The organism is Paenibacillus sp. FSL R10-2771 (genome assembly GCF_038000205.1).
Classification (GTDB): Bacteria; Bacillota; Bacilli; order Paenibacillales; family Paenibacillaceae; genus Paenibacillus_AQ; species Paenibacillus_AQ phytohabitans.
In genome coordinates, this window is the sequence record NZ_JBBOBM010000001.1 from 185,457 (window position 1) to 201,539 (window position 16,083).

The following is a 16,083-nucleotide window of genomic DNA, read 5'->3' on the forward strand; positions in this document are numbered from 1 at the left end:
GCAGACCTGCCTATACTCGAGCATCAACGCACAAAAGCCCTTCAGCTTCCCTATCCATTCCTACGGACGGGTCGGAGAGAAGGGCTTTTATCATGCCAATTTAACCGGATTATTTCTTGCGCAAGCGTCCAAGCTCAGAGACAAGCGCCTCAACCTGTGAGATGCTCAGCCTGTCGCTGCCCATGGCAACCTCATAAATATCCTGAATATCCTCATAATGCTCCACCGAAAAAGCCGAGGCCTGCATAGCCGCAGCGCTGGCCATTTTCAGCTTGTTTTTGATACCCTCGATCATATACTCAACATTTTCCTGGCTTGGTTTCGATAAATCCATGGGGTATAACAGTCCTCCCTAAGTGATAGTTCAAGTATTTTATCATGTTTGGACAGTGAAAGACCATTTTTTTGTCTGGATCACAGAAAACATGTTAAATTAGAGGGAATAATTCGCAGGCAATGGAGTGAGGGGGAGAGAAGTCTTTGGCAATCAGAGAAGAAGAGAGCAGGAAACGCCGCAAAATGGATGCTGACGGGCTGGCTTCTTTCTTCCGGGAGATCGCCGCCTTGCATCCGGCAGAGCAGCTGACCTTTCTGTGCATCGGAACGGACCGCTCCACTGGTGATGCCCTGGGGCCGCTAACTGGCAGCCGTCTGCTTGAATATGGTTTCCCCCATGTTACCGGTACGCTGCCGGCACCATGCGATGCTAATAATCTGGTCCAGCGGATAGCAGAGATTCCGGAAGGGCAGATTATTATCGCTGTGGATGCCTGCTTGGGGCCGCCCGCTGCGCTCGGGTATTACTTTGCGGCTGCGGAGCCGCTTCGTCCGGCACAGTCTGTCGGGCTGCTGCTGCCCGCGGTCGGAAACTACAGTCTGGCGGCGATTGTCGATGTGAACAGTCCCCGGCCTTACCGTACGCTGCAGACCACGCCGCTGCACCGGGTGATCGTTATGGCCGACCAGATTGCTCGTGCTGCCGCTCAGGGTTTCGGGCTCACGGGCTGAGAGCGTTTCAAAGGTACCTGATCTAGCTTAATAATAAAGACAAGCCGCGGTCTTCAACCGGATACTACATAGAAAGAAGGAAGCAGCCATGGAAAATGTTCGATGCGAAGGAAACAACATTTGTTACAGTGATCAAGGTAAAGGTGATGTCATTGTTCTGCTGCATGGATTCTGCGGGAGCTCGGAATACTTTGAGAAGGTTATTCCTGGCCTAATCGCCAATTACCGGGTCATTGCCCCTGATTTGCGCGGACACGGATCTTCAGATGCTCCGCTCGGAGCCTACACGATCGAACAGATGGCCGATGATGTTCTTTCACTGCTGAATGCCCTGGAGATTCCTGAGTGTTATTTGCTTGGACATTCCCTGGGAGGCTACATTACGTTGTCGTTTGCCCAGCGCCATGCCTCCAGGCTGAAGGGCTTCGGACTGATTCATTCCTCCGGTTATCCGGATAGTGAGGAAGCCAAGGAGAACCGGCTGAAGAGCGTCAGCATGATCCAGAACGAAGGGATCTTTGCTTTTGTAGATCAGCTGGTACCCGGACTCTTTGCTTCCGGAGCAGCTCCGCAGCTGCTGGAACGTGCCAAGGAGATCGGCTATAAGACCCCGCCGCAAGGCGCGGTAGGCGCGGCCATGGCTATGCGTGAGCGCCCGGACCGGCGTGATGTGATCTCGGCAACAGCGCTGCCGGTGCTGCTGGTAGCCGGAGCGGAGGATTCGAAGGTGACTCCAGAACGGACCTTCACCTCGGATAATCCGAATATTACCAAGGTGACGATAGCAGGAGTGGGCCACATGAGCATGTTTGAAGCTCCGGAGCATTTGTCGCAGATTATCAAGGATTTCGTACACACGCCTGTGCAGAAGTAATTCATTTAGCACACAAAGAGGCAGCACCCGCCGGATGGCGGAGTGCTGCTTCTTTGTGTTGGCCGCGCTGCGGCTTTTATTGAAATTTACGGATAGCCGGAACGCAGAGCACGAGAGCGACACAGGTAAGTCCCAGACTGGAGAAAATAATTATGGTCGGAACCCCGCCAATCAGGTCGGCCAGCCAGCCGACAAAGATATAGCCGACCGGCAGCAGGGCGAAGGAGCCGAATAAATCGAGACTGGCTACCCGTCCGAAGGCTTCCTTCGGAACCAGCTCCTGCAGGCTGATCTCCCAGATCAGTCCGAATATCATCAGCCCGAAGCCTTCAAGTGCAAAGAAAGCGATGGCTGCAGCCGGAGTACCCGCAAACGGCATCAGCAGCAGAGCCACACCACCCAGCATAGCACCGCCGTAAGCCATAATGCCGCGGTTCTTCCATTTCGGCCGCAGTCCGAACAGCAAGCCTGCGATAATTGCGCCTACACCGGAGAAAGTAACGGCAAGCCCGTAGACATAAGGAGGCCAGCCGTGATGGACCTTGAAGAGCCAGGGAAGAAGGACACTGCTGATCCCCGCGTAGCAGATGTTGATGAAGCAGAAGGCCAGAATCGTAATCCACAGCCAGGGGTGGCTGCGCAGAACGGAGATTCCCTCGATGAAATCCTCTTTCCAGTTAGGAGTATCCGGGGCTTCAGTATCCGGAAGAACGGAGGCCGCGGAATCTGCGGCGGGTCCGGGCTGCAATTTGACGATCAGCACTCTGCGCAGGTAGACAAGGCAGATTAGGGAGATCAGATAAGTGAAGGCATCCAGGCCGAAGCCGACACCTGCGGACAGGTGAGTGATCAGCAGACCGCCCAGTGCGGGGCCGATCAGGCGTACGGACTGGGTAGTGATTTGGGTCAATGAATTCGCAGCCACGCGGATGTCCGGAGTGAATACTGTGGCCCGGACTGCAGCATAAGCAGGCTGGAATAGACCATCGAGAAGGCCGTAGAAGGCTACCAGGATATAGAGCAGCGGAATACTGAGTATTCCGGTCAGGGCCAAGACTGCCGTTATCATCATCACGGCAAAGCGGGCAATATCGGCCAGCATCATAATCCGCACACGGTCGTAACGGTCCACGATATGTCCGGATACCGGAAGCATGATCACATTCGGCAGCATGTAAGCGGCCATAACCAGACCCATCGTGGTGGTTGATCCGGTCAGTGAATAGACGAGGACGGGCAGAATGACCATCGTCACCGAGCTGCCGAGGAATGAAATTAAATGTCCCAGCCACAGATAGGGAAAAGCGCGTGAGCGGACAAAAGGAGCAGCGAAACCCTGCAGCGGATTGCGCCTTTCCTGTCCGGAAGGAGCGGCGGTATTCATCTACTCCTGTACCTCCGCATCTGTATCCGTCTCCGGAGCAGGCTCAGCAGACTGCAGACGGCCCATCACGATTTCAACACCATACTCGTCACCGGCAGTAACTTTGGATTCCCAGGCGGTGATCAGCTCCAGCATCTCCTGATGGAATTTCGCAATCTCCGGAGGAGAGAGGGTGAGTCTGGTAATGAAATGCTCCACCTGGTCTTCTTGGCGGAAGTGGAAGCTGCTAAGCTGTTCCGAGCGGAACATCGTCCCTTTGGAGCGGTAGAATTTCTGGATGATGCCTCCTGCTGCTTCGGTGCGGACAAGCTCCAGGAGCCCGCCTTCATAGAGCTTGACGATGTGGTAGTGGATGTTCCCCGGTGTCTTGTTCAGCTTCCCGGCAACCTGCTTGGACGTGAGGGGTTCCCCCGACAGCGTATGCATGATCTTAATCCGCAAGGCGCTTTCCAGCAGCTTATCCTGTTCCGGGGTGACCTTCAAAGGCTGGACGTTATCTTCCAGTCGAGATTTGCTTGAAGCAGCTGCTTCCGGCGGGCTTTGCCCGGGGTCAGCGGGTTGGGACATCACGTTTCCTCCTGTAATTCAATCTGTGTAACAGTATGATCTGGATTCCAGATCGGTTATTTGTATTGTATTTGAGGCTGCTATTTTATGTCAAGAACAATTAGTAGCAGTGATAACAAGTGTTGGCTGAAGGACAGGGGTTATGCCAGGTGGCGCAGGCGGGTGGAATGGTTTAAGATGATTTCAAAGGCGAAAGGGTGAGCAAACATGTTCCGGAGAGATTATATCGTACGCATGATCGAGGATATGACGGCAATGGTTGCCAAGGTAATGACCTTGAAGCAGGATAAAAAAACAACAGAAGCCCTGTGGGAAGTGGACGAGCTGCTGATGCGGCATTTCCGCATAAATTCCCGTCTGCTCAATTCGCTGTCCGTAGAGGACATTATTGATATGTTTCGTCTCGGCGGTGTGCTGGAGTCCGATAAGCTGCAAGGGGTAGCCCGGCTGCTGAAGGAGGAAGGCGGTATTTACGCGGCAAAAGGGGATCAGGATCAAGCCCTCTACAGGGCGATGCGTTCCTTGCATTTGTTTTTGTATGCGGATCTGCATGGTGCCGACCGTGAGCTGCTGAACATGACGGGCGATATCAATGAGCTATTGGAGGAAGTGGAGCCTTACCGTCTTCCGGCCAAAACCGAGCGGCTGCTGATGGCCTACCAGGAATCCCTGGGACATTACGCCAAAGCAGAGAACAGCCTGTACCGGCTATGGGAGCAAGGGGAGGATGTTGCGGCGGAGGGCAGGGAGCTGTACGGACGGTTGCTGCTGTTGAGTCCGGAGCTGTTATCCCAGGGCGGGCTTCCTCTGGAGGAAGTGCAGCAGGGCGGGGAAGAATGGAGCAAGCTTACGGTTAATGCTATAATATAACGATATTCAGGAGACAACGTGCTCCATTTATAAATTCGAAAGTGAGATGTACCCAGTGGAATCTTTGAAAGCATTGATCGACCAATTGATTACCGGCCGTACACTGATTACGGCTACATTAAGCCAGCTGCGCAACAAGGGTGGGGTCACCTACAGCAAAGTGCAGATCAAACCTGTTGAATTAAAGGGCAAGCTGCACTATCAGTTCGCCTACTATATCGGCCCTAAGGTCGAACACCGCAATATTCCGGCAGAGGATGCCGCTGAGGAAATGCTGACTTTGCTGAGAGAGACCTTCCGACAAGGCCTGCTCTGTACCGCCAGTGCCGACTACCAGGTGCTGATCAGCAAAAAATACAAGGTGTCCATTCTGACTAAGTCTGCCAGCAAACAGGAGGCACCGGACCTGGCACATAACCGCCGGAAGCAGTATGTCCTGGACGAAGGAGAACCTGTGCCGTTTCTCGTGGAGCTGGGCATTATGAACAGCGAAGGCAAAGTGCTGGCTAAGAAATATGATAAGTTCCGCCAGATTAACCGGTTCCTGGAGATGGTCCAAGATGTGCTCGGTGATCTTCCGGCAGGCCGTCCGCTGACGATTGTGGATTTCGGCTGCGGCAAATCTTATCTGACCTTTGCACTGTACCACTATCTGGCCGTCCGTGAGCAGCGGGAGCTGAATATAGTCGGTCTTGATCTGAAGGCGGATGTCATTGCGCACTGCGGTGCCCTCGCTGCCAAGCTGGGCTACGACCGTCTGCGGTTCCTGGTCGGTGATATCGCGGACTATAATGAACTGGACCAGGTGGACATGGTTGTTACCCTGCATGCCTGTGATACAGCTACAGATGCAGCTCTGGAGAAGGCGGTACGCTGGGGCGCATCAGTCATCCTCTCGGTACCTTGCTGCCAGCATGAGCTGTTCGCCCAGGTGCAGAGCGATGTGCTGAGTCCGCTGCTGTCACACGGAATCCTGAAGGAACGCTTCTCGGCACTGGCCACGGATGCAATCCGGGCCAAGCTGCTTGATCTGATGGGTTACCGCAGCCAGCTGCTGGAATTCATCGACATGGAGCATACGCCGAAGAACATTCTAATCCGTGCCGTGCGGAGCGACAGCGGCGACAACGCCGCCAAATGGCGCGAGTACACCGCGTTCCGCGATTTTCTCGGTGCCAAGCCTTATCTGGAGCGCGTCTGCTCTGATCTGCTGCCCGGGGGAAATGCGGAGCTTAATTAATCAGCTTAATAGTTCAGAGTATGACAGAACGGCTGCTTCCTGCGGGGGCGGCTGTTTTTGTGCAAATATAATTTATTTCTCGCTGAAAGGGTGCCGTCCTTTAATAGGACCGCAAAGTCGGTTCCACTTGGGATTGCTATTGGAAGCTTCGGCCGCTATTGCGGTGCTGCTGTGGTGTTAATGGAGTGCAGCTGTAGACGCTGATGGAGTGCTGATGTAGTGCTAACTGTGGTACTGTGGTGCTGTGGTACTGTGGTGCTGTGGTGCTGCTGTAGCGCATCTGTAGTGAATTCGTATTGTTAGTGCTATTTTAGTGCTGTTTTCGTACTTTTGTAGGGCCATCTGTGATGCCCTGAATTAAATTCTTGCATCAAATACAACAATTCTTTCATTATGCCGCCTCTAATCGGGAATTGTTGTACAAAATGCAGCATTTCCCCTCCCCCAAGCCGATTTATGAAACTATTCTTGTATTTTGTACAACAATCCATCCAAACACCCGGGTATTTCTGAAGCAAAGTTGTAATACTTACAACATTTCGAATAATCCCGCTTGACTACCAGCTCTTAAGCGTTTATTTCCCCAATCTTAGACTTAAGTGTGGTTCATATAGCGACTTTCTTTTGCATTGCTATAGATATGGGAAGACTGTAAGCAACAATAAGAATAGGGGATTTAGGAATGCGGATAAATCGGTTTCAGCAGTACGGAGGAATGGCGGTCACTCTGGCTTGCAGTTTGGCGGTGATAGCAGCGGGCGGAGCGGCCTGTGTGCTGCGAGGATTCTTTTTTGCCAAGGAAATGTATCTCTTCCTGACCCTATGGTTTGTGTTGTGCGGAGTTCTAACCCTAGGAGGACTTGTCCTGTATGCCGCCTCCGGCTGGGAAAAGCGGCTAAAGCCGCAGGGGGGGCCGGCGGGGAAGACGGAGACCGTGCGGGCGCTACCTGGAGGGGGCGTGAAGGTAGATACAGCTGAAGCTGAGAGGTTAGCCGGAAGTGGGCGGTTGGTGACAGATCATGCCGGGAAGGCCGAGATAACGCAGGCAGCAGATGAGGCAGTGTCCGGGAGTGGCCGTATGTTGAACGGCAGTGTGAGTAGAGTTACGAGGTTGAGGGCTGCTGTATGGTTGTTGCCGGGCTGCTGCATTGTCATCTGTATTCTATACGCAATTCATGCATTCCGTGGCCCGCTATCCTCGCAAGGAACATTGGATGAATTGCTGCGCTGGGGATTCTACGCCAGCTTTGCTGTATTTGCTGTACTTGTGGCGGGAACCCGCCGGGGAGGAACTCTTCTTGCAGCGGTCTGGCATCTGCTGGGTCTCGTGATCAGCCTGTCTGCCTTATTGGCGGTATGCGGTGGCCTGCCGGTTCCTTACGCGGTAGCCTACAGCCAGTCACCTGAGGTCAGTGCGACCGGTGCCCGGCTGGCCGGACTGCTCCAGTATCCGAATACCTTTGGCGCGGTGATGGCTGTGTTTCTGCTGGAGCGGCTATTTGCTGCTGCTTATGGCTTCAGGCTGACTGGTCCTTCGGGAACCGTGAGTGGAGAAGACTGCGCAGAGGGAGAGGTTGAAGCATCCCGTGGAACGGTAAACCGGGCGGAGCAGGAGAACATAGCCAGCGGTGAAGCGGAGGATGGAACGGTAAGCAGAGCGGAGCAGGAGAACATAGTCAGCGGTGAAGCGGAGGGTGGAACGGTAAACCGGGCGGAGCAGGAGAACATAGTCAGCGGTGGAGCGAAGGATGGAACGGTAAGCAGAGCGGAGCAGGAGAACATAGCCAGCGGTGAAGCGGAGGGTGGAGCGGTAAGCAGAGCGGGTGAGACCGCTATGGCTGGCAGAGCGGACCGTGCACGGGGCTGGTCCGCAGAGCTGTGGCAGACAGCGGCGCGCCTGCTGCCGCTGTTCCCGTACGCCGCCGCGCTGCTGCTCAGCGAGTCGCGCGGCGCATGGCTGGCTGCGGCCTCCGCCGGCGCCGCAGCCCTGCTCTGGAAGCGGCAGCTGTCCGCGCCGCTTCTAATCACCGGCGCCGCGCCTGTGGCCGCCGCGGCGCTCCTGTACCGCCAGCTGGCCCGTACCGGGCTGGCGGCAGAGCCCTTGCCCGGCCTGCTGCTGCTGGCCGGGCTCTGGGCCGGCGCGCTGCTAGCCGGCCTATGGCTGCACCGCCGCAGCTGCCGCGCGGCGGGCTGGCACCGCGCCGCCATGCTGGCGCTGGCGGCGGGGGCCTGGACGGCGGCAGCCAGCGCCGTCCTGCTGCAGGTACGCGCGCGGATCACGGGGCCGTCCCCGACGGCCGCCGCGCGCGGGCTCTTCTACCGCGATGCCTGGAAGCTCGCGGCAGAGGCGCCCTGGCTGGGGCGCGGGGGCGAGACCTGGCGGCATTCGTACCTCGCCGCCCAGTCCCGCCCCTATGTAGGCAGCCAGGTGCACAGCGGTTATCTCGACATCCTGCTCAATCTGGGGACAGCCGGTCTGGCTGCTGTCCTCCTGCTGCTGCTGGCCGCAGGCTGGCTCGTATTCAAGGCGTCACCAAGGCTGCTTCCGCCTCTGCTTGTCATCATCCTGCATAGCGCAGTTGATTTTGACTGGAGCTACGGATTGATATGGCTGCTGCTCCTGCTGCTGCCTGCATGGGCTCTTGCAGAAACCATACATCGGCCAGTTGCGGAGGATACCGCCATCCTTACAGGGCTGCGGCGATCATGGCCGTATGCAGCAATCGCCGTTCTCTGCGTCTTGACCTTTATGCTAAGCATCCTTTCATATCAGGCAATGAGAGGGGCTGCTTTGTACAAGCAGGCCGCCCGCGTAAGCGGTGATCCTGCTGCACAAACTGCGCTGCTGCGGCAATCGCTGGCATGGAATCCAAGAGAGCCGCAGACGGCGGCCGCATTATCACGGCTGCTTCCAGAGGAGCAGGGAATGGACCTGCTGCTGGACAGTTTGCAATTTTCCCCCGGAGATGCTGCTCTGCACTGGGAACTTGCAGAGCGTTATCTGCAAGGCCGCGATCCGGGTGAGGCCTTGTACTGGGTGCGCCGCAGCCTGAAGGCGGACATATTTAACGCCGCCAAAAGACTGGCGGCGATTGAAGGGATGCTTAAAATGGCCGAACGCGGATGGGCGGAAGGGAACAGGCAGAGGGCTGCAGACAGCGCAGCTGCCGGACTGGAACTGCTGCGGCAATACAGCCTGCTTGCCGGCAGGGAGCATAGTGCAGGCCGGCGGCATAATGACCGCGGCTTCGGGATCAATGAGCAAGCCGAAGGGGTTTACCTTCGGCTGAGAGCTTTGCAGGCACTGGCTACGCTTGAGGAGCGGGAGAAGATTGTGGCCCGCTGAACAATGAAGCTCTAAGCAGGCACTCTGTCCGGCTGAATTTATTACATGCGCATCTCCAGCAGCGTTCTTCCAGATCTCGGTGCAGTCCTGCGGCCGGCTTCAGGCCTTGATCCTCCGTGAAATCAGCCACGAATACACATAAGGTACGATAATGGCGATAACCAGGGCGGTAATGATCATGCTGACCGACAGAGCTTTTGGCATAAAAGCCCCCAGTGCAATCAGCAGTCCGCCAATCACCCACATGATTCCGGAGAGACGGTGGGTCTTCCGCCAGACTACAGGGTTAGCCAGCGTCCAGGGTGTACGGACACCCGTGAAATAATTATCCCTGATCTGCGGCATGAAGTTTCCGATCACTATAAACAGCAGCCCGAGACTCACAGTAGCCCACTTCCCGGCGGCAAATTGCTCATCCAGACCGTGCGTGACCGACAGCACAAGTGCAGCATCGCATATAATGCCCACTGCCAGGCGGATCATTTTATAAGCGCTTTGAAACTTAGTGTAGTTCTCTCTTTTGGGATCAATTGTACGCATAAACTGCATGGCTATAGGGAAGATCAGTCCCATGAAGGAGAAAAAAGCAATGAGGGAGCCCTTGCTCCAGTAAGTGTTAACCTTGCCTGTAATGCTGAACTGGGCAGGAAGCTGATCCGGCAGCCTGCCGTAATTCAACAATGCGTAGCCCAGCGAGAACAATCCCAGAATGACAATCAGTGTGTCCTGCCATTTCCATTGGAAATCCTTCATCTTGATTCACCCTCCGTGTCAGAATAATGCTCCCGGCTCCTGGTCCCCTTTGAACCTGCGCCTTTTGAGCCTAACGCATCTTCAGCCGGTTTATCCGCAATGGTCTTACTCTCCGTACCGTCCTTACCCGTACCCGTCAATTCCAGGAACCAGCCCAGCACCTCTTCGAGCACCGTGGAATCCAGCGAATAGAGAATAAACTGGCCTTTCCGTTCGTCCTGCACCAGTCCCGCATGCTTCAGTGCATTCAGATGATGGGAGATGCTGGGTTTGGACATATTGAAAAAATCGGCAATTTCTCCGGCCGTCCTATCCTTTTCCCGCAGCAGGCGGAGAATCTGTCTGCGGGTCGGATCAGCCAGCGCCTTGAAGGATTCATTCAACTCCGCAGCCCCCTTTCGACATTTAAATAATTATCTAAATGTATAATAGATCTTCATTCCACACTTTGTCAATGCTGGAATACCTGCTTTTCTATAGCAGAGAACCGAATGTTCATTTTCCATAAGTAGAAGTCGTAAGCCTGCATATGCTAGAATAGGCTAGGAGAAGCTGGATACATAGAGCGGACGAGGCTTAGGATTCTGCCAGCAGAGTGCCAGGCTGATTACGCAATACACGGAAGGAGAGCTGCAGTTGCATTTTATATCTGAACTGATTTCGCATTTATTTGAATGGATTCAGAGTTTGGGTTACTTCGGAATAATGATTGGCCTGATGATTGAAGTCATACCAAGTGAGATTGTATTGGCTTTTGGCGGCTATCTGGTCTCGCAGGGAGATATTAATTATTTTGGCGCGGTTCTGTTTGGTACAATTGGCGGGGTAGTCGCCCAGATTTTTGTGTATTGGATCGGCCGTTACGGCGGCAGACCGGTGCTGGAGAAGTACGGGAAGTATATTTTTATCAAAAAGAAGCATATTGACCATTCTGAAGAATGGTTCCAGAAATACGGGACCGGAGTAATCTTCACCGCCCGTTTTATCCCGGTTGTCCGTCATGCAATCTCTGTTCCCGCTGGTATTTCGCGCATGCCGCTCGGTAAGTTCACTATGCTGACCACGCTGGCTGTTATTCCATGGAGTGCACTGTTTGTATATCTCGGATATACTCTCGGCGATAAATGGGAGACTATTGATGAAGTCGCAGCTAAGTATACGCATGAAATCATTCTTGCCGCACTTGCGGTTATTGTTCTGTATTTCCTGTTCAAGTGGTACAAATCCAAGAAGAAAGGTAGTGCAGTATGAAACAGAATGTAGCTTCTAAATTTGGTCAGGGATTGACCCCGCGCCAGTTCGTGGAAGGCATGACGAAGAACCAGCAGGCTTTTGAATCCTGGTATGAGAAGTTTGCCTGGACAGATGAGGGTGACCGGGAATATTTCGAGAGCCTGAATCACCGGGATGATCTGAGGGTACTGATTCTGGCTGCTGACTGGTGCGGGGATGTGGTTCGTAATGTCCCTGTGGTGTTCCGCATCCTGGAGACGGCAGGCATTAAGACTGAAGTTCTGATTCTGGAAGAGAATCAGGATGTTATGGATAACTTCCTGACCATGGGCGGACGTTCGGTTCCGATCGTGATTTTTGCCGATACCGGCGGCTATGTGCTGGGCCATTGGGGACCGCGTCCGGAGCATGTACAGTCACTGATGAGAGAGTTTAAACAGCAGAACCCGGACCGCGAAGCTGCGGATTATGAGGGCAAAATCACCGAAGTGCGCAAAGCCATGGGCCAAGCCTACGGAGAAGGAACGGAATCACACGCGGTTATTGCCAAAGAGCTGCGCAGTCTGATCTCCGGATTCTAATGCCGATGCTTAATATTAGGTCTTATAATCTTGGACCGCTTCAGACGAACGCTTATCTCCTGACAGGAGCCGACCCTGCCAAAGGTGTAATTATTGATCCCGGAGCCAATCCGGCTGCCCTTCTCCGTGCTGCTGAGGGTATGGAAATTGAGGCCATCCTGCTGACTCACGCCCACTTTGATCATATTGCCGGTCTGGATGAGGTCCGTAAGGCCAAGAAATGCCCAGTGTATATCCATGCTCTGGAGAGTGAGTGGCTGGGCAGTCCCAAGCTGAACGGCTCGCTGATGTGGCCTGAATCATCCCCTCCGGTCAGTACAGATCCGGCAGAATATGATTTGGCGGAAGGCCAGATTCTGAAGCTGCTCGGTTTAACCTTCCGGGTGCTGCATACGCCTGGACACTCTCCGGGGAGTGTCAGCTTCCTGTGCGGAAATGATCTGTTCTCCGGCGATGTATTGTTCAAAATGGGAGTAGGACGCACCGATCTTCCCGGCGGCAGAGAACGTGATCTGTTTGATTCGATCCGCGGTAAGCTGTACCGGCTGGATGAAGAAGTGAGGGTATTTCCCGGACATGGTCCGCGCACCTCTATCGGGTTTGAGAAGCAAAATAACCCATACGTTCCTATGTAACGACGTGTTTATGCCGGTTATGACATAATTCGGGAAATTAGAGATGGACAAGAAGATACAGAGTTGCTACAATAATGTTAATTAAATGTAACATTTACCTCGCGAAGCACGCAGACTGTGGAATAATCCCGGTTTGCGTTCTTTTTTTTGTCTATATGTCTTTAATTTCATGGGAGGAAGCAGATGAAGGAAGATATGCATCACCAACTGGACTATGGGGAATTGAGAACAGACGGGGAAGGCGTGGCGGAGCAGAATTCCGTAGAGTATGCTGCAGAGAATGGGGATAATAAGATTTCTCTGTTCTGGCGCTTCCCCAGAGGCAAGGGAGCCGTCCAGCCATGGAGGCGCAGGCTGTGGGAATTGCAGAATAATTCTGACCCTGAATGAACGATCTACAATACATAATCGTATTACAGAGGTGAGGAAGAGAAAGAGGAGGGACTATGGGCGACGGGACGCTGGAGAAGATCAGACTGGCGCAGCAGGGGGATGCCAAGGCAACAGCTATGCTGCTGCGGGAGCATTATCCCTTCCTGTACAAGTATCTGATTAAAGCTACAATGGACCCTTCACTTGCGGAAGAACTGGCTCAGGATACAATGGTCAGATGCATGGAGAAGATGGGAAGTTACAATGGAACCTCTGCATTTTCTTCATGGCTGATAACGATTGCCAGCCGGCTCTACATCGACCGCAAGCGGCGGTGGAAGCGTGAGTTGAAGTGGCAGAAGGAGCAGGCTCAGGAGCAGGGGAGCCGCAGTATCCGCTGGAGGTTTGAGAGCCGGAATATGGAGTGGAGTGAAGTGCTTGATGCCTTATCCCGCCTGTCTACTGCCCACAGAATGGCTGTACTGCTGAAGCATTATTACGGATATGGCTATGATGAAATCGGCCAGATGCTGCAGATCCCTTCCGGCACGGCCAAATCAAGGGTAGCAGCCGGATTGAATCAACTGCGAAAGGAGCTGGACGAGGATGAGGTTTAACAGTGATGAAGAGCTGCTGAATAAGCTGTCAGCAGAACTGGAGATTCTGGATCAGCACTATGCCGATGTGGCGCCCCCCTCCTTGCCGGAGCTGGAGCAGCTTATTGCGGCAGAAGCAATCCGCCGCGTGAAGCGGCAGCGCAAGGAACTGCTGATATTCTCTCTGGTGGCTTTACTCCTGCTCAGCGTAGTGCTGTCTATTCTAAACTCTGCCCCGGCACTGTTTTGGGGCTTGCAGGCGCTATTTCCGCTGGCAGCACTTGGCAGTCTGGGAGTAGCACGGATCAGGCTGCGACGGGAGGATGCTGAAGAGTGAGTGAATTGCAGAAGGCGCCTTTGTGGCTGTGGCTTTGTATAGCTGCTGTACTGATGCTGCAGGGGACTTGGCTGTTCCGTAATGCTCAGGGCAGAGGGAAGGGCCGAATGGCCTGGTTCTGGGGAATTTGGGGCCTTACCGGTTTCCCGTCACCAGTTTTGTGTTATCTGCTGTTTGTAGTTCTCCCGGGCAGGCGGAAGGCCGGGCAGAAGCGCTGAAGGCGGACAGGGAAGGCGATTTCAGAATAGCAAACTGGAGTATGGAGGGTGTACGGATGGATAAAGTGAACTGGGGGTTGATTGCGCCGCTGCTGGCGCTGCAGATTCTGCTGGCGGTTGTAGGACTGATCTCGCTGGCCAGGACAGAGCAGGTCCGCGGGCCCAAATGGATGTGGGTGCTGCTCCTGGTATTTGGCAACCTGCTAGGAAGTATAGCTTATTTCACACTGGGAAGGAAAGAACTCTGATGCCGCTGCTTGAGGTTACGAATCTCCGCAAAAGCTTTGGCGGACATCCCTCCGTGGACGGCATCAGCTTCGGAGCCGAAGCCGGGCGTTGTGTCGCTTTGCTGGGACCCAATGGAGCAGGCAAAACCACCACACTGCGCATGCTTGCCGGTCTTCTGCCGCCTACCGGAGGGAGCATCTCCTTTGGCGGCGCTCCTCCCGGAACGGATTACCGCCGGCAGCTTGGTTATCTGCCGCAGTCTCCGGCTTTTTACAGCTGGATGAGCGGACTCGAATATATGATCTTTGCCGCCAAGCTTAGCGGCATGGCCGCCAAAGAAGCGGCGGCGGTGTCGGGCGCAGTGCTGGAGCGCGTGGGGCTTAGCTCCGCAGCGCGCCGCCGGATCGGCGGATATTCCGGCGGTATGAAGCAGCGCCTGGGGCTGGCCCAGGCCTTAGTGCACCGCCCGCGTCTGCTGCTGCTTGACGAGCCTGTCTCTGCGCTTGATCCTATAGGGCGCCGGGAAGTGATGGAGCTGCTGCGGGACATCCGGGAAGAGACAACTGTGATTTTCTCCACCCATGTGCTGCATGATGCGGAAGAGATATGCGATGACGTCATATTGATGAACAGGGGAGCTATAGCTGTGCAGGGGACCTTGGCCCGTCTCCGGGCAGAGTACAGTCTTCCGGTTATCAGAATAACCACAGCGAAGGAAGACAAGGCTGTCCGGTGGCTGGAGGAGCTTAGGCACAAAGCTTTTATTGAAGAAGCAAGTATTTCGGACGGCAGGGCAGTCTTTAACGTAAGCGATGTCGGGCTCGCGCGCCGGATAATTCTGCAGGAAGCGGCAGGGCTGGATATTCCGCTGCTGCAATTTGAAGCAGGTTCATCAACGCTGGAGGACCTGTTTATGAAAGTGGTGGGAACATGAGCAAGCTCTGGACCCTGTATTACAGAGAGATGCTGGAGGCAGTGCGCAGCTATAAGCTGATCTGGATACCTGTAGTGTTTATTATTCTGGGCATCATGCAGCCGCTGGTCACCTTTTATATGGCTGATATACTGGCAGCCTCTTCAAATGTCCCGGCAGGATTTATGGACAGCTACGAGATGCCTGGGGCCGCTGCGGTAATGGCTCAGGCTCTGGGCCAATACGGAACGATTGGCATCCTGATTCTAGTGCTGGGGACAATGAACAGCCTGGCCGGGGAGCGGAGCAGCGGGACAGCCGAGCTGCTGATGGCCAGACCTGTTTCACCGGTATCCATCGTTGTTGCCAAATGGGCGGCAAATTTCACAGTGCTGATAATTACACTGGTCCTGGGGGTTGCGGGAGCGGCTTATTATACAGTGCAGCTTATGGGGAGCTTGGCCTGGGGCACAGTTGCGGCGGCTTCCGGACTCTATGCACTCTGGCTGCTGTGTGCGGTGTCACTTACGCTGCTCTTCAGCGCCTGGCTGCGCGGACCTGCTGCTGCCGGGTTTGCTCTCCTGCTGGCTGCGGGGATGAGTCTCGCCCACAGCCTGCTGCCTTCCAGGACTGCCTGGTTGCCTGCAGCTCTGCCCGGAATGTCTGCCGGCGTGCTTGCAGAAGGCAGAGTAACCGGCGGACCGATGATCTCAGCAGCGCTGTTAATCGTTGCTTGTATTGCCGGAGCCTCGCTGCTCATTGGCAGGAATAAATTGCCGAATTGATAAAATTGCAATGGAATAGCACGTTTTCAAGAATTTTCAGAGTATTTTCTGCGAAAAATCATCGGACTACTCTCCTGCGGCTGGACAGCTCTATCTTTTTTTAGTAGACTGTTGAAACAAGCAGAACCATGATAGATTTTGGT

19 protein-coding genes and 1 pseudogene are annotated in these 16,083 nt (G+C 54.5%); 15 read left to right on the plus strand and 5 right to left on the minus strand.

Annotated elements, in window-relative coordinates:
• Nucleotides 1-109 precede the first annotated feature (109 nt).
• On the minus strand, nucleotides 110-334 hold the full coding sequence (locus NSU14_RS00865; protein WP_039309247.1) for a DUF1128 domain-containing protein: 225 nt from the start codon (nucleotides 332-334) through the stop codon (nucleotides 110-112).
• A gap of 146 nt (nucleotides 335-480) precedes the next feature.
• Here NSU14_RS00865 and yyaC point away from each other — a divergent pair, with 146 nt between their 5' ends.
• Both yyaC and NSU14_RS00875 read left to right on the plus strand, forming a co-directional pair.
• The gene (yyaC, locus tag NSU14_RS00870; RefSeq protein WP_340942164.1) at nucleotides 481-1,008 is read left to right on the plus strand and encodes a spore protease YyaC; all 528 of its coding nucleotides are present in this window, start codon (nucleotides 481-483) and stop codon (nucleotides 1,006-1,008) included.
• Between the two features lie 88 nt (nucleotides 1,009-1,096).
• Entirely contained in the window at nucleotides 1,097-1,882 is a 786-nt protein-coding gene (locus NSU14_RS00875; RefSeq protein WP_042140005.1) for an alpha/beta fold hydrolase, read from the plus strand.
• Between the two features lie 76 nt (nucleotides 1,883-1,958).
• On the opposite strand, the gene NSU14_RS00880 is transcribed toward NSU14_RS00875, so the two are convergent.
• Complete coding sequence (locus NSU14_RS00880; protein WP_336101165.1) at nucleotides 1,959-3,266, minus strand: MFS transporter; 1,308 nt, start codon at nucleotides 3,264-3,266, stop codon at nucleotides 1,959-1,961.
• A complete protein-coding gene (locus tag NSU14_RS00885; protein ID WP_340942167.1) occupies nucleotides 3,267-3,833 on the minus strand; it encodes a winged helix-turn-helix domain-containing protein in 567 nt (188 codons plus the stop codon).
• Between the two features lie 207 nt (nucleotides 3,834-4,040).
• On the opposite strand from NSU14_RS00885, the gene NSU14_RS00890 reads away from it, so the two are divergent.
• From NSU14_RS00890 to NSU14_RS00900, 3 genes are all read left to right on the plus strand, one after another.
• Nucleotides 4,041-4,703, plus strand: a complete 663-nt coding sequence (locus tag NSU14_RS00890) for a DUF6483 family protein (RefSeq protein WP_340942170.1) — start codon at nucleotides 4,041-4,043, stop codon at nucleotides 4,701-4,703.
• 46 nt (nucleotides 4,704-4,749) lie between these two features.
• Complete coding sequence (locus NSU14_RS00895; RefSeq protein WP_340942172.1) at nucleotides 4,750-5,943, plus strand: class I SAM-dependent methyltransferase; 1,194 nt, start codon at nucleotides 4,750-4,752, stop codon at nucleotides 5,941-5,943.
• A 682-nt stretch (nucleotides 5,944-6,625) separates the two neighbouring features.
• Nucleotides 6,626-9,289 carry an O-antigen ligase family protein gene (locus NSU14_RS00900; RefSeq protein ID WP_340942174.1) on the plus strand — a complete coding sequence of 888 codons (2,664 nt, stop codon included), beginning with the start codon at nucleotides 6,626-6,628 and terminating at the stop codon, nucleotides 9,287-9,289.
• A gap of 99 nt (nucleotides 9,290-9,388) precedes the next feature.
• On the opposite strand, the gene NSU14_RS00905 is transcribed toward NSU14_RS00900, so the two are convergent.
• Both NSU14_RS00905 and NSU14_RS00910 read right to left on the minus strand, forming a co-directional pair.
• Entirely contained in the window at nucleotides 9,389-10,042 is a 654-nt protein-coding gene (locus NSU14_RS00905) for an SdpI family protein (RefSeq protein WP_042140002.1), read from the minus strand.
• A gap of 116 nt (nucleotides 10,043-10,158) precedes the next feature.
• Nucleotides 10,159-10,425, minus strand: a pseudogene (locus NSU14_RS00910) (autorepressor SdpR family transcription factor); the annotation flags it as partial.
• Nucleotides 10,426-10,678: 253 nt separating this feature from the next.
• Between NSU14_RS00910 and NSU14_RS00915 the strand changes: the two are divergent.
• The 10 genes from NSU14_RS00915 to NSU14_RS00960 all read left to right on the plus strand — a co-directional run bounded on the left by NSU14_RS00915 (nucleotide 10,679) and on the right by NSU14_RS00960 (nucleotide 15,940).
• A complete protein-coding gene (locus tag NSU14_RS00915; protein ID WP_039303123.1) occupies nucleotides 10,679-11,293 on the plus strand; it encodes a DedA family protein in 615 nt (204 codons plus the stop codon).
• Nucleotides 11,290-11,856, plus strand: a complete 567-nt coding sequence (locus NSU14_RS00920; protein WP_042140001.1) for a thioredoxin family protein — start codon at nucleotides 11,290-11,292, stop codon at nucleotides 11,854-11,856. Before NSU14_RS00915 ends, NSU14_RS00920 begins: the two co-directional genes overlap by 4 nt.
• Before the next feature lie 5 nt (nucleotides 11,857-11,861).
• Nucleotides 11,862-12,491, plus strand: coding sequence for an MBL fold metallo-hydrolase (locus NSU14_RS00925; RefSeq protein ID WP_042141679.1), 630 nt, complete (start codon nucleotides 11,862-11,864; stop codon nucleotides 12,489-12,491).
• Nucleotides 12,492-12,674: 183 nt separating this feature from the next.
• Nucleotides 12,675-12,881 carry a hypothetical protein gene (locus tag NSU14_RS00930; protein ID WP_039303119.1) on the plus strand — a complete coding sequence of 69 codons (207 nt, stop codon included), beginning with the start codon at nucleotides 12,675-12,677 and terminating at the stop codon, nucleotides 12,879-12,881.
• Nucleotides 12,882-12,937: 56 nt separating this feature from the next.
• Nucleotides 12,938-13,480 carry an RNA polymerase sigma factor SigY gene (gene sigY, locus NSU14_RS00935; protein ID WP_039303115.1) on the plus strand — a complete coding sequence of 181 codons (543 nt, stop codon included), beginning with the start codon at nucleotides 12,938-12,940 and terminating at the stop codon, nucleotides 13,478-13,480.
• Nucleotides 13,470-13,796, plus strand: coding sequence for a YxlC family protein (locus NSU14_RS00940; RefSeq protein WP_039303114.1), 327 nt, complete (start codon nucleotides 13,470-13,472; stop codon nucleotides 13,794-13,796). Before sigY ends, NSU14_RS00940 begins: the two co-directional genes overlap by 11 nt.
• Nucleotides 13,793-14,014, plus strand: coding sequence for a hypothetical protein (locus tag NSU14_RS00945; RefSeq protein WP_042140000.1), 222 nt, complete (start codon nucleotides 13,793-13,795; stop codon nucleotides 14,012-14,014). Before NSU14_RS00940 ends, NSU14_RS00945 begins: the two co-directional genes overlap by 4 nt.
• A gap of 41 nt (nucleotides 14,015-14,055) precedes the next feature.
• Nucleotides 14,056-14,262, plus strand: coding sequence for a PLD nuclease N-terminal domain-containing protein (locus NSU14_RS00950; protein ID WP_445669992.1), 207 nt, complete (start codon nucleotides 14,056-14,058; stop codon nucleotides 14,260-14,262).
• Nucleotides 14,262-15,176, plus strand: coding sequence for an ABC transporter ATP-binding protein (locus NSU14_RS00955; RefSeq protein WP_340942180.1), 915 nt, complete (start codon nucleotides 14,262-14,264; stop codon nucleotides 15,174-15,176). The genes NSU14_RS00950 and NSU14_RS00955 overlap by 1 nt, the downstream gene beginning before the upstream one ends.
• On the plus strand, nucleotides 15,173-15,940 hold the full coding sequence (locus NSU14_RS00960; RefSeq protein ID WP_340942182.1) for an ABC transporter permease subunit: 768 nt from the start codon (nucleotides 15,173-15,175) through the stop codon (nucleotides 15,938-15,940). The genes NSU14_RS00955 and NSU14_RS00960 overlap by 4 nt, the downstream gene beginning before the upstream one ends.
• Nucleotides 15,941-16,083: the final 143 nt, after the last annotated feature.